The organism is Myxococcales bacterium, assembly GCA_016699535.1.
Classification (GTDB): Bacteria; Myxococcota_A; Polyangia; order Polyangiales.
Map to the genome: position 1 here is coordinate 3441596 of CP064980.1, position 21038 is coordinate 3462633.

At 51.2% G+C, this 21038-nt stretch carries 17 protein-coding genes and 3 pseudogenes; 12 read left to right on the top strand and 8 right to left on the bottom strand.

Annotated elements, in window-relative coordinates; translation table 11 throughout:
- Positions 1-19 precede the first annotated feature (19 nt).
- From grxD to IPJ88_16205, 5 genes are all read left to right on the top strand, one after another.
- Positions 20-340 (top strand): Grx4 family monothiol glutaredoxin, encoded by a 321-nt coding sequence (gene grxD, locus IPJ88_16185; GenBank protein ID QQR89704.1) that lies wholly within the window; start codon positions 20-22, stop codon positions 338-340.
- A 66-nt stretch (positions 341-406) separates the two neighbouring features.
- Positions 407-1540, top strand: a complete 1134-nt coding sequence (locus tag IPJ88_16190) for a hypothetical protein (protein QQR89705.1) — start codon at positions 407-409, stop codon at positions 1538-1540.
- A 136-nt stretch (positions 1541-1676) separates the two neighbouring features.
- A complete protein-coding gene (locus tag IPJ88_16195; GenBank protein ID QQR89706.1) occupies positions 1677-3626 on the top strand; it encodes a TonB-dependent receptor in 1950 nt (649 codons plus the stop codon).
- The gene (locus IPJ88_16200) at positions 3605-4408 is read left to right on the top strand and encodes a hypothetical protein (GenBank protein QQR89707.1); all 804 of its coding nucleotides are present in this window, start codon (positions 3605-3607) and stop codon (positions 4406-4408) included. Before IPJ88_16195 ends, IPJ88_16200 begins: the two co-directional genes overlap by 22 nt.
- Complete coding sequence (locus IPJ88_16205) at positions 4363-4854, top strand: hypothetical protein (protein QQR89708.1); 492 nt, start codon at positions 4363-4365, stop codon at positions 4852-4854. Before IPJ88_16200 ends, IPJ88_16205 begins: the two co-directional genes overlap by 46 nt.
- Before the next feature lie 5 nt (positions 4855-4859).
- On the opposite strand, the gene aroC is transcribed toward IPJ88_16205, so the two are convergent.
- Positions 4860-5966, bottom strand: coding sequence for a chorismate synthase (aroC, locus tag IPJ88_16210; protein QQR89709.1), 1107 nt, complete (start codon positions 5964-5966; stop codon positions 4860-4862).
- An 8-nt stretch (positions 5967-5974) separates the two neighbouring features.
- A pseudogene (locus IPJ88_16215) lies at positions 5975-6903 on the bottom strand (GGDEF domain-containing protein).
- Between the two features lie 43 nt (positions 6904-6946).
- Here IPJ88_16215 and IPJ88_16220 point away from each other — a divergent pair.
- From IPJ88_16220 to crcB, 4 genes are read left to right on the top strand one after another with little or no spacing between them, the layout of a single operon-like run.
- On the top strand, positions 6947-8017 hold the full coding sequence (locus IPJ88_16220) for a quinone-dependent dihydroorotate dehydrogenase (GenBank protein ID QQR89710.1): 1071 nt from the start codon (positions 6947-6949) through the stop codon (positions 8015-8017).
- On the top strand, positions 8017-9300 hold the full coding sequence (gltS, locus tag IPJ88_16225) for a sodium/glutamate symporter (protein QQR89711.1): 1284 nt from the start codon (positions 8017-8019) through the stop codon (positions 9298-9300). Before IPJ88_16220 ends, gltS begins: the two co-directional genes overlap by 1 nt.
- 53 nt (positions 9301-9353) lie before the next feature.
- A complete protein-coding gene (locus IPJ88_16230) occupies positions 9354-12467 on the top strand; it encodes a PD-(D/E)XK nuclease family protein (protein QQR89712.1) in 3114 nt (1037 codons plus the stop codon).
- A gap of 12 nt (positions 12468-12479) precedes the next feature.
- The gene (gene crcB / locus IPJ88_16235) at positions 12480-12851 is read left to right on the top strand and encodes a fluoride efflux transporter CrcB (protein ID QQR89713.1); all 372 of its coding nucleotides are present in this window, start codon (positions 12480-12482) and stop codon (positions 12849-12851) included.
- 10 nt (positions 12852-12861) lie between these two features.
- Here the strand turns inward: crcB and IPJ88_16240 are convergent, their stop codons facing one another.
- Positions 12862-13395, bottom strand: a complete 534-nt coding sequence (locus tag IPJ88_16240; protein ID QQR89714.1) for a DUF4870 domain-containing protein — start codon at positions 13393-13395, stop codon at positions 12862-12864.
- Between the two features lie 113 nt (positions 13396-13508).
- Between IPJ88_16240 and guaB the strand changes: the two genes are divergently transcribed.
- Together guaB and guaA are read left to right on the top strand one after the other, a co-directional pair.
- Positions 13509-14963: an IMP dehydrogenase gene (gene guaB / locus IPJ88_16245; protein ID QQR89715.1), complete on the top strand. Its 1455-nt coding sequence runs from the start codon at positions 13509-13511 to the stop codon at positions 14961-14963.
- A 52-nt stretch (positions 14964-15015) separates the two neighbouring features.
- Positions 15016-16222, top strand: a pseudogene (gene guaA, locus IPJ88_16250) (glutamine-hydrolyzing GMP synthase).
- A 376-nt stretch (positions 16223-16598) separates the two neighbouring features.
- Here guaA and IPJ88_16255 read toward each other — a convergent pair.
- Genes IPJ88_16255 through IPJ88_16275 form a run of 5 tightly spaced genes read right to left on the bottom strand, consistent with a single transcriptional unit; the run spans position 16599 to position 20736 of the window.
- Positions 16599-17381: a competence/damage-inducible protein A gene (locus tag IPJ88_16255; GenBank protein ID QQR89716.1), complete on the bottom strand. Its 783-nt coding sequence runs from the start codon at positions 17379-17381 to the stop codon at positions 16599-16601.
- Positions 17371-18465, bottom strand: a complete 1095-nt coding sequence (locus tag IPJ88_16260; protein ID QQR89717.1) for a 6-phosphofructokinase — start codon at positions 18463-18465, stop codon at positions 17371-17373. Before IPJ88_16260 ends, IPJ88_16255 begins: the two co-directional genes overlap by 11 nt.
- Positions 18462-19214 carry a 23S rRNA (guanosine(2251)-2'-O)-methyltransferase RlmB gene (gene rlmB, locus IPJ88_16265; GenBank protein ID QQR89718.1) on the bottom strand — a complete coding sequence of 251 codons (753 nt, stop codon included), beginning with the start codon at positions 19212-19214 and terminating at the stop codon, positions 18462-18464. The genes IPJ88_16260 and rlmB overlap by 4 nt, the downstream gene beginning before the upstream one ends.
- On the bottom strand, positions 19211-19951 hold the full coding sequence (gene pyrF, locus IPJ88_16270; GenBank protein QQR89719.1) for an orotidine-5'-phosphate decarboxylase: 741 nt from the start codon (positions 19949-19951) through the stop codon (positions 19211-19213). The genes rlmB and pyrF overlap by 4 nt, the downstream gene beginning before the upstream one ends.
- 32 nt (positions 19952-19983) lie before the next feature.
- On the bottom strand, positions 19984-20736 hold the full coding sequence (locus IPJ88_16275; GenBank protein QQR89720.1) for a hypothetical protein: 753 nt from the start codon (positions 20734-20736) through the stop codon (positions 19984-19986).
- Positions 20737-20828: 92 nt separating this feature from the next.
- Here IPJ88_16275 and IPJ88_16280 point away from each other — a divergent pair.
- Positions 20829-21037 (top strand): annotated as a pseudogene (locus IPJ88_16280) (acetyl-CoA carboxylase biotin carboxyl carrier protein subunit).
- The last annotated feature ends 1 nt before the right edge of the window (position 21038 follow it).

A 21038-nucleotide genomic window follows, 5' to 3' on the forward strand; every position in this document is an offset into this window, starting at 1 on the left:
AACAAGGAAACAGTAAGTTATGGACGATACAATCAAGAAACGAATTCAAGACATTGTCGATTCCGACGCTATTGTGCTCTTTATGAAGGGCAATAAAACTTTCCCACAATGTGGGTTTTCGGCGACAGTTGTCGAGGTACTAAAACGCCTAAACGCTGATTTTCAAAGCGTAAATGTTCTTGAAGACCCCGAGATACGGCAAGGTATCAAGGAATATTCCAACTGGCCGACAATCCCTCAGTTGTACATCAAGGGACAATTCATTGGTGGTTGTGATATTATTCGCGAGATGTACTCGAGTGGTGAGCTTGAGCCTTTGGTTAAGGCTGCCACAGAATAGGTCATGCAGGCGCTTGCGCCTCGCGGGTGAGAAAATGGGTAGAGACAGAAAACGGAGCACTTGAATATGAAACTTAAGAACCTAAGTATTGGATTTGTGAGTTACCTTGCAGCGTTATGCTTAACAGCAAGCGCATGCACCAGTGATAGCGGGGAAGCTGGCAGCCCTTCGGCGCGCGCTCAAGCTTTAGTGGATGCAACCACTGAACTTCAGAGTGCTTCAGCAAGCATTCAGACCGACTTGCTCTCGACTTGCCAAGCAATGGCAACCGATCTCGATATCGCCGACAGCGAACTCGCTCCGGCTGGCGATGAGACAGAAACCGAAGCGGCATGTCGGGCCGTGAGCACGAAGATTGACGCCATCGTCGAAGCTAACTTCACAGCACAAGCAAGCCTTGAGATCATCTACGTGCCTGCTCAATGTGAGTTTAGCATCGATGCAGCAGCAAGTTGTACAGGCGAATGCGATGCAAACTTCAACGCAGAAGCTGACCTTCAATGTGATGCGGGCAAACTTTCCGGCACATGCGAAGCTTCTTGCACTGGTAGCTGCTCAGTTGAAGCATCTGCGAGCTGCAGCGGTGAATGCAGCGGAAGCTGTAGCGGCACTTGCGACGGTAACTGCAATGGTGAGGCCAACAATGGTGGCGGATCGGTGTCCTGCGAAGGCGCTTGCGAAGGCACTTGCGAAGGAAGCTGCAGTGCAACATGCACCGCTGAAGCAACAGGCCAGTGTTCCGGTACCTGCACAGGTGAATGTTCAGTAGAGATGCAAGCTCCGCACTGCGAAGGCGAAGCCCACATCGAAGCTGAAGCAAGCTGCAAGGCTTCTTGCGAAGCTCAAGCCGAAGCAAAAGCTGAGTGCACCGAGCCAGAGGTAACTGTCGTTGCCGATGCAAGCTTCGATGGGAACGTCGAAGTTCAGGCCCTTGTAACGACACTTGAGGCAAACTGGGGCGTCTTGCTCAGCATTTTTGCGAAAGTCGGCCTTTTGGTGAGCGCATCAGCTGATGTTGTTACTCAATTGACTGCATTCGTTGAAGCCGTGGGTCAAAGTGTGCTTTCGATATCTGCCGATCTTATTGCTAAGGTTCAGGCCTCTGCAACAGCGATGGCTGATGTTTCGGTTGATGTCTCGGTAAGCGCAAGCGTGAGCACATCAATGCAAGGCTCTGTAGCCGGTGCAGGCGGCGCTTAGAGCAAAACACTAAGCAACTGCTTTAGAAATAAGGGGAGCTGAGTTAGTCTCAGCTCCCCTTTTGTTTTTAAATGCATCCATGTCACGGCGAGCTCACCAAAAACAGGTCCTACGAACTGCATGGCTACTGTTAGGCATGTTATGCAGCGCAACTGCTCTCGCCCAATACCAGGCAGTGGCTGAAGTTGAACGACCTATCAGCAGTAGCTATGAAGAAGATGTGACGAGCACAGCATCGGTGGTTGCTGTTGATACACAACGCACTGCAGTCCTGCGGACCGAAGAGTTGCTGTTGCAAGTTCCAGGAACACGTGTGCAACGTTTTGGTGATTTTGCTTCTTTTTCGTCGCTATCTTTGCGGGGAGCTGAATTTGACCAGACCACCGTTCTGCTCGGCACTATCCCACTGCAAAGTGCTGATGGCGGAGCCTTTGATCTGTCGACCCTACCCGCTCACATGGTGGAGCGCCTTGAAGTGTTTCGTGGCTCAACGCCAGCCTGGCTCGGGACTGCCGGTATTGGCGGAACCTTACGCATTGTTCCGCAGCAAAGCGAGCACAGCTCGGCCGAACTGAACACAGGTATCGGATCCTTCGGCCTCGCTACAACAAATCTATCCGTTTCAGCTAAAAGTGCTAGCGGTCTAAAATGGACGGGCGTAAGTGGATTTGCACACTCAGACGGTGACTTTCAGTACACTGATCAACGCGGCACCCTGTTCGACAGCAGCGATGATCAGAAACGCACCCGAAGCAACAATCACAAAGATCAAGCCTATGGACTGCTTCACCTTGAGGCCCCACTAGCCGGAGGAAAACTTGAAGCGCTAGCTTTTATTTTCGAGCGCATCAGCGGAGAGCCAGGGCCTGCCGTGCAGAGCAGCTTGTATGCGCGCCGTAACCTCGCGCGCGCTATCGGAGCCTTGCAATATTCAAAAGAACGATCCACGCGTGGCAAACTACTCTGGCGCACCGAGTTGTTGGCGTCGATTGCTCATACCCGAAATCGTTTTTCTGACCGTTTTAGTGAAATTGGATTAGGACACCAAGACAGCGACAATCATTCAACCCGTACACAGCTGCGAGCCGCTGCCGAGAGACGCTTAATCGACTGGCTCAACCTGACAGGCATACTCGATTGGCAACATGAAATGTTCTCGCCACAAGATGCTTACGCACAAGAAGCCTTAGATGGCTCGCAACGTGATCGTTTGGCTGCAACCATGGAAATGCCTATCAAAAGCAAACTCGCAGCCTTGCCTTTTGAGCTTAGACCCTCGGCGCGCATGGAGCTGATTCACGCCAAGCTCTCTGATACTGCAGTGCAATCGTCCTCGAGCACCCAACTCATCTCAACCTTTCGACTCGGTGCGGCTCTCGCGCTCTGGCCTGGCTTGGCACTTACCGCCAGCCTAGCGAGAGCTGCACGCGCGCCTAGTATGATTGAACTCTTTGGTGATCAAGGACTGTTGCTCGGAAACACCTCGCTCGAACCAGAAACCGCTTACCTAGCGGATGTGGGAGTCAACTTTTCAGAACAGCTCGGAGAGCTGCAAAGCGGTATGCAAATAAGGCTGTTCGCCAGTCGAATCGAATCCATGATTGTGTTTAACCAAATCAATGACGAGAGTAACTTCGCCTCTCGCAATCTTGGCGGTCAAACCGAGATTTACGGAGTTGAAACAAACACATCTCTTGAGTGGAAACGTGCTTTGAAAGTCATCGCAAACGCCACTGTGATGAAAAGTAAAAGCACACAAAACCTAGCATTACCGCTGCGACCTCAATTGTCTGCTTTTACGCGAGTGCAATACACTTTCTACCCTGATAAATGGTTTGACGAACTCGCGGTATTTTCCGATCTGGTCTACCGCAGTAATTTTTTCACGGATCTGGTCAATACAGTGCTGCTCCGGGAGCAGTGCATTTTAAACGCTGGAATTCAGAGCGCCTTGGTCCGAAAAACACTTGATTTACGCTTCCAGATTCGTAATGTCCTGGACTCTGCCAACAAAGATCTCTTGGCTTTTCCATTGCCGGGCCGTAGTTTCGCGCTGGAGCTCACATGGCATACCGATGGACCCTAGCAATACGAACAGCCGCTTGGATTGGCCTAAGCGCATGCAACTTAAAAAGCCCCCATCCAGCAGCAAAACTGGGTCCGCCTGAACGCAAGCCTAGTTTTGCAGTGGTTACGTCTGACTACGTGAGTTCGGCCATTGCCCTGCTTGATGCCGATGGTGAACTGATTACTGAAGCTTGGATTGATTCAGGAACAACCGCTGCGGGACTCAGCGCTACCATTGGAGGAGATGTGGTGCTGCCAAGTCATCCCTCCGAGGACAACACACTAAAGGTGATTGATCGCTTGGGAATTGATGTTGTAACCCGCATTGATCTCGACAGCGGTCAAATCATCGATCAGATTCAAACCCAAGGGAACGGACCGAACGAAACTGGATTTCGCGCCAATCCGCAAGACTGGGTTCAAATCAGCGATACGGTGGCTTTTGTTTCACGGCATGAACCCAACCTCAACCCCAATGCTTCAGAGCTTGATGCCGGCAATGATCTTATCCAAATTGATTTGCCAGCTCAAAGCATTCGCAGGCATATCGACTTAGCATCATTTAATACTTCGGTAGGCGCGACAACTGTCTATGCACGACCTGCTCTGATGACCCAGTTGGGCTCCTTCCTTATCTTCTCAATGGCAAGACTCAGTTTTGATTTCTCCAAAGCTGCTAGCGGAATTCTAGGGTATCTCGATTTATCAAGCATGACACTCGGCCGTCTTGATCTCGCTCCGTGTAAACAGGCAGCTTGGCCAAGGCAAGCAACGCTGAAACTGTTTTTGTACTGTGCGTAGGCACTCCTTTTACGGCTGGAGCGGAACGCAGAGCAGACGCTGGTATTTTTGCAGTCGAGCTCGTTGGCAATGAGCCGACCCTCAAAGACCATTGGTATGCATCCGAGGATCCGAACGTAGTCGTTCCTCAAGGATCTTTAGTCTCTTTCGATGAACATACCGTAGGTTTTTCGGGAAACGCTGAGAGTAACCACGATGAATTTTGGATTTTGGATTTCTCTACCCGAAGCGGCCAACTTCTCTATGAGGCAGAAGAAAGTTTCGTCTTAGGACAAGGGAGTTTTTCGCAAGGAACACAACTGCTCTTTGTACCGCATACAAAGCTTGGTCTATTGCGCTACAAACGTGAAGATAGCGGTGAATTGAGTGCTCTGCCTACGATTAACGTCTCACCAAGCCGAAAACTGCCTCCTCGCGAGATTCGTATACTTAGCCTAAATGACTAAGGGAGCTAGACGCCGCACTGGCCGCGCCAGCGCAGCCAATGATCGGCTAACACAAGCGCAACCATCGCTTCAGCAATAGGCACAAAGCGCGGCAACAAACAGGGATCGTGGCGACCCTTGGTGGCGATGCTGCTGCTCTTTCCGTCACGAGTTACGGTATCTTGCTCCTGAGAAAGACTGCTCGTAGCTTTGAGCGCCGCGCGCAACACAATGGGCATACCCGAAGAAATTCCGCCAAGCATACCACCGTGCCGATTGCTTTCGGTCGCGACCTGCCCATCTCGCATCACAAAGCGATCATTGTGCACGCTGCCACGCTCGAGCGCTCCACTAAAACCAGAGCCATATTCCACGCCAATCACGGCCGGTATGCTGAAAAGCGCTTTGGCAAAATCGGCTTTGAGCTTATCAAACACTGGCTCACCCAGACCCGCCGGGACACCTGTAGCACAAAGTTCAGCTATGCCCCCAATGGAATCTTGTTCTTTTCTCACCTTATCGATGAGAGCAATCATCTTTTTTGAAGCAGCATGATCCGGGCAGCGCACCGGATTCATCGTTCCATCTTTGAAAAACTCAACGCTTGCTTCTTCAATGCTACTTGGATCAGGGATCTGCGCAATGACATCACCAATCTGCGTGACATAACCAACAACCTGAACGTTTAGCCACTCCCTCAGAAGCTTCTTTGCCACCGCCCCTGCGGCAACACGTGCAACAGTCTCACGCGCACTAGAACGACCCCCGCCACGGTAGTCGCGAAAACCGTATTTGGCATCGAAGCTGTGATCCGCATGTCCCGGGCGGTACTTGTCTTTGATGTCGCTGTAGTCTTTGCTACGTGCATCTTGATTCCGTATTAAGATAGCAATGCTTGTACCCGTTGTTTTGCCTTCAAACACTCCACTGAGTATTTCAGGAGTATCGCTTTCGTTGCGCTGCGAAACCAGTTTGCTTTGCCCGGGACGACGACGCACGAGGTCGTGTACTAAGTCTTCTTCACTCAAAGCAAGACCAGGAGGACAGCCGTCGATAATCACAACGTTGGCCGGACCGTGAGATTCGCCTGCAGTCGTGATGCAAAAAGAGGTACCAAAACTATTACCGGGCATGATTGGCGCTACTCTGCCATAATGACGCGGTTGCGACCAGCTGACTTTGCTTTATATAGCGCCTCGTCAGCAAGTGCCACGAGGTCCTCCGGTTCGGCAACTTTGGGACCAGGCGCGATTGCGACGCCCATACTGATGGTCACCGGTATCTGGACGCCTTCTCGCTCAAAACGATAATTTTCTACTGCTTTGCGCACTCGTTCAGCAAAGCTCTCTGTTGCGTCGTAGTCAATGCCTCGACACAACAAGACCAATCTTCACCGCCATAGCGTGCAAAAACATCTTCAGCACGAATCGAATGGCCAATACCTTTGGCAAGTGTTACCAGCACGTAGTCGCCAGCGAGATGGCCGTGGGTATCGTTAATTCGTTTAAAATGATCAATATCAAACATCAACAACGAAAGCGTCGTGTTGTGGCGCGTAACATAAGCAAATTCAGTCGCTAAACGATCCAAGAAAAAACGCTTATTAAAAATCTTTGTCAGACCATCGCGCAGAGCCGATTCGTACATCTGCTTCTGGAATTGTTCTTCCAACTGGTCGTGGTAGGTAAACTTTAATATCGTTGTCGATCCGAGCTGGATCTTGTCACCGTCTTGCAACAAGTGCGGTCCGCCAAGAGATTCACCATTTACGAAGGTACCGTTGGTCGAACCAAGGTCTTCAACACACACGCAGCCGTCTTTCAGAAAAACACGAGCGTGTTGCCTTGAAATGCCATCGTCGATAATACGAACGTTCGCGCCCTCGCTTCTACCCATCACCAGCGCTCCATCGAGCTTATACATTTCCCCGACATTGCTACCTGCCAAGACAATCAAATAAGCCTTGTCGTTGCTAGCAAGCTTAGCGATAGGTAACTTCGACGCAATTACCGTTCGGTCTTCTTCGTCACCAAGTATCGGTGGGATCTCAGAATCTTGCCCCGGAGCCATGACTTGTAGTGTATCAAAGGGCGGCACAAGTTACCAAGTCACTATGCTATATCAACGCGTTATTCGATCACTTTTTTTCCTGCTTCCTGCGGAAATTGCCCACAAGGTAGGTTTTGGGGCTTGGCGCCTGATCTGCGCGATCCCGCTTGTTTCAGGGCTTATCTCACGATATTTCGCCCAAACACCGCATAACCTACAAACAACGGCTTTTGGCCGCGCCTTGGCCAGCCCCATTGGTCTGGCTGCTGGCTTCGACAAGAACGGGTCCGGTTTTAAGGCTCTTGGCCGCATGGGTTTTGCCTTTATCGAAGTTGGCACCGTCACCCCACGGCCTCAGCCCGGCAATCCACGGCCGCGCTTGTTTCGTCTCCGAGCCGATCGCGCTTTGATTAATCGCATGGGTTTTAACAATGTGGGAGCAGTGGCCGTGGCCAAACGACTTCGCCGTAAGGGCGACTGTTTCATCGGTGTAAATATCGGCAAGAACAAAGACACTCCCAATGAGCAGGCCGTAGAAGACTATAAGGCGTGCGCAAAAACCCTTCTACCCTATGCTGACTATCTCGTTATCAACGTTAGCTCCCCAAACACACCAGGCCTGAGGAAACTGCAGGCGGTGGAACAACTGCGGCCGGTGCTAAGCTCGGTAAACCAACTTGCCACTGAAAAAAAATGCCCAGTCCTCCTAAAGATTGCGCCGGATCTTAGTGATGCAGAGATTCGAGATATTGCAAAACTCGCCATCGAGACACAAATCGCTGGCATCATCGCTACAAACACTTCATTGAGCCGAGACGGACTAACAACAAACCAAAAAGCACTTGGCAACATCGGACCCGGAGGACTTTCTGGAAAGCCCCTCAAAACACGTGCAATCGAAGTGCTGCGTGTGCTTCGAGAAACAGCCGGGGACAAACTCGTACTTGTATCGTGCGGCGGCATTGAAACCGCAGAGGACATCGCTCAGCGCCTAAAAGCCGGGGCAACTCTGGTGCAAATCTATACTGCACTTATCTATGAAGGGCCAGGGCTACTCCGAAAACTACATAGCGAACTTTCGGAAAAAATTGGGACTTTACCCAAGGGCCCTCGATCCCTTACAGTGCAGCAGTAGTGAAAATTTCTCCCTGGATTCTTTTAGTTCTCGCTGTGCCTGTGCTTCTTTTAGGAGAACAGTTCGTTAAGCGAATCCGCGTTCTAAATCGCTTTAACATCCCTGCCCCGGTGGTCGGAGGGTTGTTCGTATGCGTGCTCATTTTAGCCGCCAACTTGATGGGGCTAGACATAACTCTTGAGCAAAAAATTCAAGTACCTTGGTGGAACTGGCTGGTACTTACCGAAACACAGCTTTTCGATAACCCATCGGTCGATATGATTCGGCCATTCCTGGTCGCATTCTTTGTCTGCATTGGTTTGAACGCCAGTTGGGGTTTAGTTAAACAAGCCAGTTGGCAGCTGCCTCTTTTTTGCCTGCTCGCTGGTGGCCTAACTATCGTGCAAAATCTAACAGGCATCGTTGCTGCAACCGCGTTAGGTGAATCCCCGCTGCTTGGCTTGCTCTGTGGCAGCATTAGCTTGACCGGTGGCCATGGCACGGCCATTGGGTTTTCAGACGTTATTGTTGAAGCGGGCTACAGCTCAGCCTCGGTTGTGGGTGTTGCAGCTGCAACTTTCGGTCTCGTAGCGGCAGGCTTGTTGGGAGGCCCCGTCGGTGGCCGGCTCTTGAAAAAAAACAAGCTTGAAGCAGACAAAGACCCCAATTCGGACTCTGAAGAGAGCACAGGACAAGAGGAAACAACCACTGGCTTCTTTTACGAAGTCGGGCAGTTGCATAGTTCAGGGCAGCGCGCAGTATTTCACTTAATTATTGTAGTACTTTGCATCAAGGCCGGGGCGTGGGTGAGTGCCGGGATAGAAGCTGTCGGTCTTACGTTTCCCGTGTACATCGGTGCGATGATCGTGGGCGTGATTACACGCAACGTTATCTATTTCATCAAACCTGATTTAATCCAGACCTGGCTGGTTGATTTACTAGCCTCAGTGTTTCTTGGGATATTCTTGTCGATGGCGATGATGGGTCTGAACCTTATCGAGCTGGCAAACGCCGCCGGGCCCATGCTGATCATCCTCGGACTGCAAGTGCTGGTCATGGGCTTGTACGCTTATTTCATTACCTTTCGAGTCATGGGCAAAGACTACGACGCTGCCGTTATGGCCGCTGGGCATTGCGGCTTTGGCCTTGGAGCAACACCCGCTGCAGTCGCGAACATGAAAGCCATTACAGAAAAATTTGGACCAGCGCCTCGTGCTTTTTTGGTGTTGCCCTTAGTCGGGGCCTTCCTAATTGATTTCATCAACTCGCTCGTTATCCTTGGATATCTTAATTTCGTTACCTGATGCGTGTTCGAGACATCACGGTTTTTCCTAACTATGCTTTGAAAGCGCAACATATGCTTCATGTTGCCGAGCAAGCTCAAAGCAACAGTTCGATAGGAAATTGTGCGTGGCAACTAGACGAAATTGAAACTCAAATTATCACATCGGTTATTGATGCAACATCACTTCCCGATGAAGCCACAGGGCGACTCTGGCTAGCTAGCGTGATTCATGAGAGTCCATGCAAAACATGGATGGAAACCTCACAAATGAGCCGACCAGGACTCGTCGGGGCCATCCAGCACGCATTGCGTTTGTTTCAAGAAGTGGGCGCGAACCCCGACACCTTAAAAGACACGGCGATGAAGCTTCCAGTGCAGGGAAAGAAGCGACTCGAGCGAATGGCTTCGATGATGGACTGGTGGAGTGCGTTCAAGGAAACGCATAACATCATGGATGTTTTTGAAGCGCATTGGTTTGCAGCAAGCAGCATCAACAATGGCGCAGAACTTCCGAAGTTCCTTCGGGAGACCACGTCGATTACTTTGCGCTATTGTCTCGATTTGCCTCCTGCGCGACTTGCGTTATGGGAAGCCATCGCCAAGCGTTTGCTAGAAAGTTGCTCCATTACTATCGAGCTTCCTTATGCTCCCGGCGAGACTATCTATGCGCAACGTATCTCCAGAATGCTGAACGACTTTGAGCGTTTTGCTCAAAGCAGCCAACTAAACATTCATCCCATCCCGGTATCCCTTGATGCAAATGGCTGCGGAGCATCTCTTGCTACACGGCTGTATGAACCCCGAAACGCAGCTGAGCCACTCGAAGGCGTGGCGGCTTTCGAGCTTTCGAGTCGCACAGAACAGCTTGCCATCGTTTCTTGCACCTTGCGTCAATGGCTGGATGAAGGCATTGCGCCACACCGTATTGCCGTATGCTGCCCTACTCTGAATAAGGAAGCGGATTTTTGGGCTACGGCCCTTGCTCAAGAAGGTATTCCCATTGAGCAACCTCGTTATCCTGCGCTGCTCAACTCACACTTTCTTCGTTGGCTTTGCGAGCTTACGAAGTTGACTCAGTCACAATGGACCGCGACAACATTGTTCACGGTACTCAGCAGTGACTTTGCGCGCACACTCTTTGAGCAAGCGATCACACGCTCAGTCCTGAGAAAAACTCTTTCGACGCTCCCCTCTTCACACCATCTCGAGTTGCCCACCGTTGTAAAAAGTCTTGAAGCGATGGAATCGCAGAGCGCGCTTAGCTGCGCAAGCGCCGTCAACAAGCTTCACCTTCTCCTTGATCCATTTTCTGAGCAGATGAGTCTGCACGATTTCGTTGATCGCTTTCGTAGCCTCGTTCGGGCACTCAAAGTCAAGCAATCACTGGAGCGCCCTCACATTCATCCGGAAAGCTTGCGCACCATGATTCATGCCAGCGATCCCTTGAATCGCAACCTCGCTAGAGCACTAGGACAGGACGAGCTTGCTTTTGAAAGCTTGGATAGAATCCTGGATCGGTTTTCGTTGGTAGCAAAATCACTCGACGCTAAACACCCATCAAAACATTGGTTTGAGCAATTGTTTTCCGAGCTTCAGGACGCTTCACTTTCACTGCTTAGTGTTCATGGAAATAGCATTGCGATGCTTTCGCTATCCATGCTTGCCGCCCGTCAATTTGATGCAGTCGTTTTTTGCGATCTTTCCGAGGAAAGTTTTGCTGCTCTTGCTAAAGACAACCCGCTTTTGCCCTACTCCGACCTTTGGCATATGCACCAGGACATTGTCAGTCACAGCAAAGCGGGTTTTGATTGCTCATCACGCGCCACGGCGGACTCCGTATTGCACGACACAACGCTAGAGCGCGCCGCCTCTGATTTTCTTTTAGGGCTTTTCAGCGCCACAAAAAAGCTTTGCTTATGCTATTGCCAAACCGATTCTGCAGGCCGACCACTAAGTGCTTCAATGTTTTTCAAAGACAGCGCCGAGGCCATTGGCATAACATCAGCGACGGAGTGCCTTCGCAATGCTCGCGGAAAGACACTTTCGCGCCGCATGCTTGGAGCGACACTACACAAAGGTGCACTGCCAGAAACGAGCCACGATCTTTTGCTTTCAGCCAAACAAAGGATAGGCATCGAACATAGCCGTTTCGTTCACGCTCTGTCATTTGGAAAAGTGGCGCAGAACAGTTACACCGGGATTCTAAGTGCCGAAAGTCTAAGTCTCGAGGATCCGATAGGTAGCGAGAACTCACCCCTCAGCGCCTCGCAGCTTGAGCGTGCCTTCCGTTGTCCCTTTCAAGATTTTGCAGCGCGACGTCTTCGTCTAATAGATGATCGTGATGTCGAATTTGATCTCGAAGCAAAAGATCAAGGAACCTTGGCACACCTTTGTTTTGAAGATGCCATGTCATCGATTATCCAAAAAGGAGTATCCCAGTTTCACGAGAAGCATCGCAAAATGGCACTCGAACTCGCAAGCAATGCGATTGAAGCGCGAATACAACAACAAGCCACCGCGACCTCGCTTCACCCGAGCATCTTCGCTACCATAGCTCATCGTATCGCATCTCAGCTGCTAGGTCTTATCGATGATCTCTATCGGAGCGACGACGGCTATCACGCGATTCATCCTGAGCAGACATTTGGCTTCAAAGACGGTTGGCCTGCGTTGCAGATTAGCGATCCGCAAAGCGAGACATCCTATTTTGTACGTGGAAAGATCGACCTTGTAGAAGAAGGGCGCGGCGGGGTTCGTGTGAGTGATCTTAAACGAGCCAAAACGGGATCGCTTCGCGCGCAACTTCAGCCCGCAAAGTTTGGCTCACAACACCTGCAGCTTTCACTCTATGCCGCTGCTACTACCCAAACAAAAATGCTATCAAACGAAAAAATCGATGCGCGTTTCTTGAGTCTAGGAGATCAAAAAGCGCTCCCTTCGATTCGAGTACTGGCCAAGACATCGTCGGCATGGAAAAAGTCTACGACTGCAATAGAAGACTTGCTTCATGTTAGCAACCCCGACCGTCATCTCACCGTGCTTGGAGAGCGGGTAGTTGATCTGGCGACTCAAATGAGAAGCGGAAAACATGTACTACGGCCCATCGCTGAGGCTTGTGGTTTTTGCGATTTTTCCCCATTGTGCCGTATCCCAGAAAAACCAGCAGAGGAAGCAGAAGATGACTAGGAGAAACGAGCGATGAAACTTTGGTGGGCCGTCGCCATGGCAGGAGCGGTAGGTTCGCTCATGCGCTATGCTTTGGGTATGACTCTACAGCGCTACTTGGGAAGCGCTTTTGGTTATGGAACCCTTCTAGCCAACGTTCTAGGTTGCTTCTGTATTGGCTTTGTGATGCAGCTGTCTGAACGAAGCATAATAAGCGCGGAGTGGCGCATTCCAATCGTCATAGGCCTACTCGGTGGATTTACCACCTTTTCAAGTTTTGGATACGACACCGTGCATTATATGCAAAACGGTAATCATGTGCTGGCGCTTACCAATACGATGGGAAATCTAATACTAGGGCTATCCGGGGTGTGGATTGGATTGTATCTCGCAAAGGTTTTTTAAGATCTTGAAATCACGAGATGAAAGGTTTCATTTTTAAAACCTTCTCTCCGATGAAAAAATATTCTGACCACTCACCGCGGCGTGCAGCCATCCCAACAATGATGGCGTAAACAACAGCTATCAAAACAGGCAGCACATGCAACACGTTCAAAAGACTTGCCAGGCTCACCCCAGCAATTGACAACACCATGATCCAGATTTGCAACGCCACTTGGATCACGAATAAGGCACCTTGGAAGATGACACTTTGATGGATGTGAAAGAGCTCAAAAGCCGTCTTTTGTTTTGAGAAAAGGAGCACCAACAGCGGTGCACCTATGGGCAGCACAAAGCCGCAGCACACCACGTTGGCAATGGCCGCCAGAAAATGCGCGAAAAAGGCATTCTGGCACTGCTCAGGGCCCGGAAGCTGCCCTCCGGCTTTGGCCCCGGCAAAATACCCGGCCGCCCGCTCTTGGTGGGGCGCTGGAGGAGGAGCAATCGGGGCATGGTCAGGTAGCTGATTTTGCGACGGTTTTTCGCCGCCTTGATCCTCAGAACTCATGATACTTGTCTAACGCGTGCCGTCATCGCTGGCAAGAGTGTATTTCCTCGGGCACAAAAGATAAAACGAGGCTATACTGCGGCGCACGAATAGTATTTGAAAGCGAGTGCAGCGTGCTAGATGAGACTCCCCGAAAAGCTTTAACCTTTGATGATGTCCTTTTACTTCCCCGCTATGCGGACTTTTTGCCAAGGGATGCCGACCTTCGCACACGCTGTGCTCGGAATCTCGAGCTAGCAATTCCCTTGGTTTCCAGTGCCATGGACACGGTTACCGAATGGAAAACCGCAGTCACCATGGCTCGAGAGGGCGGTCTAGGCTTTGTCCACAAGAACCTAAGCCCAGAAGAGCAAGCAAGAGAAATTCTCAAGGTAAAGCGAGCTGAGAGTGGGATGATCCTTGATCCGGTCACCATTCACCCGACGCGCAGCCTGCGTGATGCTTTGGGTCTGATGAGACTGCACAATATCTCAGGGCTGCCTGTCGTTGAGAACGAACGCATTGTAGGCATACTCACCAGCCGCGATCTGCGGTTCCAAAGCAAGCTTGACCAAAGTGTTGAGCAGCACATGACACGCAAACTTGTGACCGTGCCGCCCGGTGTTTCTCAGCAGCGCGCAAAAGAACTCCTGCATGAGCATCGAATTGAAAAGCTTCTTGTGGTCGGAAGCGGCGGACAGTTGGTCGGCTTAATTACCATCAAGGACCTTCTGCAAGCGGAGCGCTACCCCAATGCCATCAAAGACGACCTTGGTCGCTTACGTGTCGGCGCCGCAGTGGGGGTTGGCCCCGATCGCGGCGAACGCGTCGCAGCCCTGATTGCCGCCGGGGTTGATATTCTCACCATCGATACAGCACACGGTCATACCCGCGCTGTTATTGACACGATTCGGGAAATAAAGACGCAGCATCCGGACACGCCTTTGATCGCAGGAAACGTCGCAACAGCTGAAGGTGCCAAAGCACTTATCGATGCTGGCATTGATGGTATCAAAGTAGGAATGGGTCCCGGATCGATTTGCACGACACGCGTTGTGGCTGGAATCGGCGTTCCACAGATCACCGCCATTGCTGACTGCGCAAAAGTTGCCGCGCAAAAAGACATACCCATTATTGCAGACGGCGGCGTGAAATACTCAGGCGACGTCGTCAAAGCCATCGCGGCTGGTGCCCATTGCGTCATGATCGGCTCGATGTTTGCTGGAACGGACGAGTCACCAGGTCAGAGGATCTTGTACCAAGGACGCACGTACAAGAGCTATCGCGGCATGGGCTCACTTACCGCCATGGCCAGAGGGGCAAAAGATCGTTACGCCCAAAGTGATGTCGAAGACGTGGAGAAGCTCGTGCCAGAAGGTGTCGAAGGCCGAGTCCCCTACCGCGGATCGCTCTCGAGCATCGTCTATCAGCTCACCGGCGGTTTGCGAGCCGGCATGGGCTATACAGGCTCTCGAACCATTGAAGCCTTGCGCAGCGAGACACGCTTCGTGCAACAAAGCGCACAAGGCGTAAGAGAAAGCCATGTCCATGACGTCGTGGTGACTCAAGAAGCCCCCAACTACAGCTAGAAATTGCCAAAAGCCAGTCGACGCGTTTTTGCGGCCGTGTTAGATCGCGGGGGTGTCACAGTCGCAATACATCCTCATTCTGGACTTCGGTTCTCAATACACTCAACTTATCGCACGACGCATTCGCGAGGAACGCGTGTACTGCGAAATCCAGCCTTGTACACTTGATATCAAGGCTCTTGAAGATCACAAACCCAAAGCCATTGTTCTATCCGGCGGACCCAATAGTGTCTTCGAAGAAAATGCGCCTCAAGTCGACCCAAAGATTTTCGAACTTGGTATTCCCATCTTAGGCATCTGCTACGGCATGCAACTCCTCAGCCACGTCCTCGGCGGAAAAGTCATTCGTGCCGATCACCATGAGTACGGTCCAGCCCAAGTTGAAGTAAACAACCCTAGTAGCATCCTCAGCAGCTTCAGTATGCATCAAAAACTTGATGTATGGATGAGTCACGGTGACCGTGTCGAATCTTTGCCAGAAGGCTTTGTCCCGATGGCCAAAACATCCAGCACGCCCTTTGCGGCTGTCGGGAACGAGGCGAATAAAATATACGCCGTGCAATTTCACCCTGAAGTGGCTCACACACCCCAAGGCGAGGAGATTATTGCTTCCTTTCTTTTTGATGTCGCGGGGTGCAAACCCACGTGGACACCAGGATCGTTTGTTGATGAAAGCATCGCAAGTATCAAAGCTCAAATCGGTGATGCCGAGGCCGTGTGCGGTCTTTCCGGCGGAGTGGACTCTTCGGTCGCCGCGGTGCTCGTTGCAAAAGCCATTGAGAAAAAGCTCACCTGTATTTTCGTTGACAATGGATTGTTGCGCCTGGGCGAGGCAAAAGAAGTCGTACGCACCTTCCGCGACAATTTCGGCCTCAACCTTGTTCATGTGGATGCATCCGAGCAGTTTTTAGATGCACTAGGGGGAAGTCACGGAAGACCGACTTCGCGTTCTTCGCGAAGCGGACATTATCCTAGAGGAAGAAATTCGCGACGCCGGATTGTACGAGCAGATTTGGCAGTCGTTTTGCGTACTGCTTCCAGTAAAAACAGTGGGTGTCATGGGCGATGAACGTACCTATGACTCTGTAATCGCCATTCGTGCTGTGACTTCCAAAGATGGCATGACCGCAGACTGGGTCAGGCTTCCCTATGAATTGTTGGGTAAAGCATCCTCTCGCATTATCAACGAAGTAAGAGGCTGTAACCGCGTCGTCTACGACGTGTCGAGCAAACCGCCGGCGACAATTGAATGGGAATAACTTTGCGCAAACTGCCTTTAGCTCTGGTTGTGTTTTTGGGGACAACGCTCTGCATCGCAATGCTCTTAGAAGCTTGCGCCGGCACTCAAACGAGAGCGAACGATACAGCTCGCCTTTTAATGAACATTGAACCAGCTCAGGGCCGGCTCTATCAAGGGAATCGCTTTTTAGGCAGCGCACTAGCTCTCGAGAAAACCCCGCTACCGCTTAGTCCCGGCGAATATTTTTTCACGGTCAAAGCACCACACTTTTTTCCCCACGATCTGCGGCTATTTCTCAAACCCGGCCTCACGAAAGTCTCCATCAAGCTGCGTCCTATCCCCCAATAGGCTTGCTTGAAGGAAACACGGACCAGCCGGAACAAGACAGCAAAGCACTACTTTTCTTCGGGCAGCATGTTTTTCACGGTCGGAATATTTCGCTTACTTAATAAGCTCTTAAAGAAGCTCATGGCTTCGGCAATGAGGGCAGCATCGGTACTGTCAAAGGTGATTGTTACGCAAGGAGGCCTGGCTACCAAGGGGTAGCTCCCTATAGCGAGCATCGGAAAAGCTTTTACAAGATCATCCAGCAAATCGACAATGTCGCATTCATCGGCGTAGATCCCGATTTTCTCCGATAGAAAAGCAGGATTCCCTTCAAAATATTTCTTTACGGCTTCAAACTTCATCCGGAAGTATTTAGGAACACCGGGGAAAATAAAAACGTTGTCCATGCGAAGTGTCGGAAAGGAAGAGCCCTCCTCATAAAGAAGCTCGACTCCCTGAGGAAGACGCGCCATTCGCAAGTGCCCGGCTGAAAGACACTGACCATAGTGCTCTTCAAATAGCTGAATGAACTGTTCGGATTCTTCCAAATCGACGTTAAAAGCACTCGCAATTGCCTCAAGCGTCAGGTCATCATGTGTGGGTCCGACGCCTCCGCTGGTGAAAACAATATCAAATGCAGTACGAAGCTCGTTCAATGATTTCGCAATGTCTGAGATTTCATCCGGAACGTAAACAACCCGTCCTAAGCTCACACCGAGCTCGAAAAGTCGCTCGGCCAAAAAAGGAGTGTTTTCGTCTCGAACTTTACCTTTGAGGAGTTCATCCCCAATAATTAACGCTGCCGCGGTTTTGGCAATACGATCGGGCCTGGGGCCACGGTCATCCACCAAGCTCAATCCCTAAACGTTGGGCCACACGAACAAGTTCATTGTCAGGCGAGACAAGTTTGCTTTCTTGTAAGGCATCACTTAGAGGCACATCAACAACATCTTGCCCCTTAAGACTCACTAAACGACCGGTAATACCATCGCGACAAAGTTCGGCCGCGCGTACGCCGAAACGTGATCCGAGCAGACGATCGAGCGATGATGGCGTTCCTCCACGCAACAGATGACCTAGCACCGTGACGCGAATCTCGTGCGAAATCCTATCTTCAAGTTCTTGCGCAAGACGGTGTCCTGCGCCACCCAAGCGTGCAAGGTGTCCGTCGTAACCCGCTTCGACTGTCGAAGCACGACCCCCTTTTGGCATCGCGCCTTCGCCGATGGCTACAATCGCAAAAGTTGCTCCGCGCTCAGCACGTGCATGAATAGCTGCCTCAACGCGTTCGATCTCGGGGATTTCCGGAATCAGGATAACGTCCGCGCCACCTGCAATACCAGCATGAAGAGCAATCCAGCCCGCATGACGGCCCATCAGTTCCACAATCATCACACGATCGTGCGATTCAGCAGTCGAATGCAAACCATCAATAGCCCAAGTCGCAGTTTGAACTGCGGTATCAAATCCAAAGGTAAAATCGGTGCCTCTAAGGTCATTGTCGATGGTTTTGGGGACGCCAATGCACTTGAGGCCCTTTTTCTGTAGCCTTATGGCGTGATTCATGGTGCCGTCGCCGCCCACCATCACCACAGTGTCAATCTCAAGTTCCTTGATTCGTTTTACAACGTCATCGGAGACGTCAACGATCGAAGTCTTACCGTCACTTCCCTTTACAGGGAAGGCAAAGGGATTGCCGCGATTGGAGCATCCAAGAATGCTACCCCCACGATGAACAATACCTTTTACGCTTTCGCTCTTGAGCGGCACGATGCCATCCGGCCTCATGAAACCTTCCATGCCGTCTTCGCTGCCAAAAACCTCAATCCCAAAAGATACACTCGCTTTGACGAACGCACGGAGGACCGCGTTAAGACCAGGAGCGTCACCGCCACCCGTAAGAATGCATACACGCTTTGCTGCTTTTTGACTCATGTGTTGTCTACCTGTGAATTATCCAATTTTGATTGATTGAGCTGATACATTGCGATTGCGGCGGCAACCGATGCATTCAGAGAGGCTACGGGGCCAGCCATGTCGATGCGTACTAATACATCACACGCCTCGCGTACAAGACGCCTAAGCCCTTTTCCCTCGGAACCTACCACGAGCACCTGCCCGTTTCGAGTTGAATTAATGCTGTTAATTTGCACATCGGATGCTGCATCGAGGCCGACAATCTCAAAGCCATAGTTTTCGCGCAACAAACAAAGCGCTTTGCCCAAATTTGTCACTCTGGCAATCCGGGCATGCTCAGTGGCTCCGGCTGCGGCCCGAACCACCGCTCCGCTGACCGGAGCTGCCCGATGTCGAGGGATTATCATGCCATCGAGGCCCAAACACACGGCAGTTCGAACAATAGCCCCGAAATTATGAGGATCGGTAAGCTCGTCAAGTGCGATGAAAAAAGGGCTCTTATTGGGGCACTCGCTCACCATCACCTCAAGATCGAGGTACGGAAACTCTCCGCCAATGCCTACCACCCCTTGGTGCCGCCCACCTTGAGCTAAGGCATCAAGCTGGCTTTCTGGGCAGATTCGCAGCTCAACACCTTGATGCTTTGCAAGATCCAGCAGTTCAGTTAGTCCCTGAGTGGCTTTTTCTGAGACACACAGGATATGTAGCGGAGCACGGCCACGCATGGCCTCACGTACTGCTTGTTTTCCGTAAACTCTTCTTTTCATGGATGATCCGATTCCGCTCTATTTAAAACCGTGGCAATTGAAGCAACGATCTGAGAAGCCGACCGTGCTGGATCTTTGGCGTCTCGAATCGGTCTGCCCACGACAAGCAAATTCGAGCCATGCTCTACCGCCCAGGCAGGATCAGCAACCCTTTTTTGATCGAAACTATCCGCCAAGGAGGGCCGAATGCCAGGTGTCACCAAAAAAGCATTCGGCCCAGCCACCTCGCGAAGCACGTGAAGCTCAGGAGCTGCGCAAACAAATCCGCTTACGCCTTGCTCAACCGCCATACACGCCAGGTCTCTGACTTGCTCAAGCGGTGGTTTCAATACACCGATAGCCTTTAGGTCTTTCTCGTCACTGCTAGTGAGTACGGTGACCGCTAGCGTACGCATGTTGCTGTGCGCGGTAGCCTTGAGAACCTGGCTCAAGGCCTCAGGTCCCGCACTCGCATGCACGGTCAATAGATCAACGCCAAGATCAGCAGCTGCTGCCGCAGCTCGCGCCATCGTTGCTGGAATATCGTGCAATTTTAAATCCAAAAAGCATTTCAAACCCAACGATCGCACTAACGAAACAGCTTCGCTTCCGGCCGAAGTAAACAACTCCAAGCCAACTTTCAAATAGCCAACCTCATGTTGAATACGACGGGCCAATGCCTGCGCCTCTTTCAAATTAGGAAGGTCCAAAGCGCATGCCAAGTGTTGTTTAGCTTTTGTCCTGATGTCGGTATCCATTAAAACCTGGGCGATCAGGTACCTGACTTTGGCTAAAAGTCCAGCCCACCCAATGGATCATCGGAATTTGAGCCCCCGCCTGAGGTCTTCTTCTTCGTGGAGCTGCCACTGCTACGACGCGAACTTTTTCGGCTACTGCGAGAACTGCTTGCCCGAGCACGTTCTGCGGCTTTTTCTCGCTCAAGCTTCTGCGCAGCTTCCTTCGCTAGTCGCTCGGCATCTTCTGCTTTGCGTTGTGCCTCGGCAGCTTCTTGAGCTAACCGTTGCTTTTCAGCTTCAGCCTCTTCGCGTTGCTCGCGCTCTATCTGAGCTTGCCTAGCCTGACGTTCAAGTTCCGGTTTGACCATGCCAAAATAGACACCAGCACCAGCACCGATAAGGACAACCGCCGCAACTGGAAGGACCCAGTGGGGTAATCCTTTTCGTTGCTTGGTCTCGATCTCAGCCAAATGCCGTTCATGAGCAAAGCGCTGTTGCTCTTGCTGGATTCGCTCTTGTTGCTCCATCTCCAGACGGACACGCAGCTCTGCTTCTTCTTTATTGCGAAGTTGACGTTCTTCTTCCTCGCGAAGTTTACGCTCTTCGGCAAGCTTGGCTTCTTGCTCAGCCCTTAGAGCGGCTTCTTTTGCTTCACGCACACGAGCCTCTTCGGCTTCGCGACGTAAACGTTCTTCTTCTTCTCGTTTCTTTCGAGAGTCTTCTTCCGCTTTGATGCGGTCTTCTTCGAGGTTCATTAACTCTCGAAGGTTAAATAAAACGGAAGACTCGTTATCCTGATCAGACATAATGGCTCTATTTGTAAATTTAACAGCCAGTTGGGTACACTGTCAATGAAACGGGTCCATTATCCAGAACTTCAAGCTTCTCAAGGGGCGTTATGACAACTGAAATCAAGGCACACATCACCGGTACTGTATGGAAAGTTGAGAAAAAGCAGGTGATTCGGTCACCAAAGGAGAGGCCATCGTGATCTTGGAATCCATGAAAATGGAGCTGCCCGTCGAATCTCCCTGCGATGGCACGGTCAAAAGCATTGTTTGCAAGGAGGTGACTCGGTCAATCAGGGTCAAGTTCTTGCCACACTAGG

What these genes read in the sequence shown, in the direction of transcription:
- grxD (QQR89704.1), top strand. Translation starts at nt 20, where the DNA reads ATGGACGATACAATCAAGAAACGAATTCAAGACATTGTCGATTCCGAC.
- IPJ88_16190 (QQR89705.1), top strand. Translation starts at nt 407, where the DNA reads ATGAAACTTAAGAACCTAAGTATTGGATTTGTGAGTTACCTTGCAGCG.
- IPJ88_16220 (QQR89710.1), top strand. Translation starts at nt 6,947, where the DNA reads ATGCTATATCAACGCGTTATTCGATCACTTTTTTTCCTGCTTCCTGCG.
- rlmB (QQR89718.1), bottom strand. Translation starts at nt 19,214, where the DNA reads ATGAAAAGAAGAGTTTACGGAAAACAAGCAGTACGTGAGGCCATGCGT.
- IPJ88_16260 (QQR89717.1), bottom strand. Translation starts at nt 18,465, where the DNA reads ATGAGTCAAAAAGCAGCAAAGCGTGTATGCATTCTTACGGGTGGCGGT.
- IPJ88_16195 (QQR89706.1), top strand. Translation starts at nt 1,677, where the DNA reads ATGTTATGCAGCGCAACTGCTCTCGCCCAATACCAGGCAGTGGCTGAA.
- crcB (QQR89713.1), top strand. Translation starts at nt 12,480, where the DNA reads ATGAAACTTTGGTGGGCCGTCGCCATGGCAGGAGCGGTAGGTTCGCTC.
- IPJ88_16230 (QQR89712.1), top strand. Translation starts at nt 9,354, where the DNA reads ATGCTTCATGTTGCCGAGCAAGCTCAAAGCAACAGTTCGATAGGAAAT.
- aroC (QQR89709.1), bottom strand. Translation starts at nt 5,966, where the DNA reads ATGCCCGGTAATAGTTTTGGTACCTCTTTTTGCATCACGACTGCAGGC.
- pyrF (QQR89719.1), bottom strand. Translation starts at nt 19,951, where the DNA reads ATGGATACCGACATCAGGACAAAAGCTAAACAACACTTGGCATGCGCT.
- IPJ88_16200 (QQR89707.1), top strand. Translation starts at nt 3,605, where the DNA reads ATGGCATACCGATGGACCCTAGCAATACGAACAGCCGCTTGGATTGGC.
- IPJ88_16240 (QQR89714.1), bottom strand. Translation starts at nt 13,395, where the DNA reads ATGAGTTCTGAGGATCAAGGCGGCGAAAAACCGTCGCAAAATCAGCTA.
- IPJ88_16275 (QQR89720.1), bottom strand. Translation starts at nt 20,736, where the DNA reads ATGTCTGATCAGGATAACGAGTCTTCCGTTTTATTTAACCTTCGAGAG.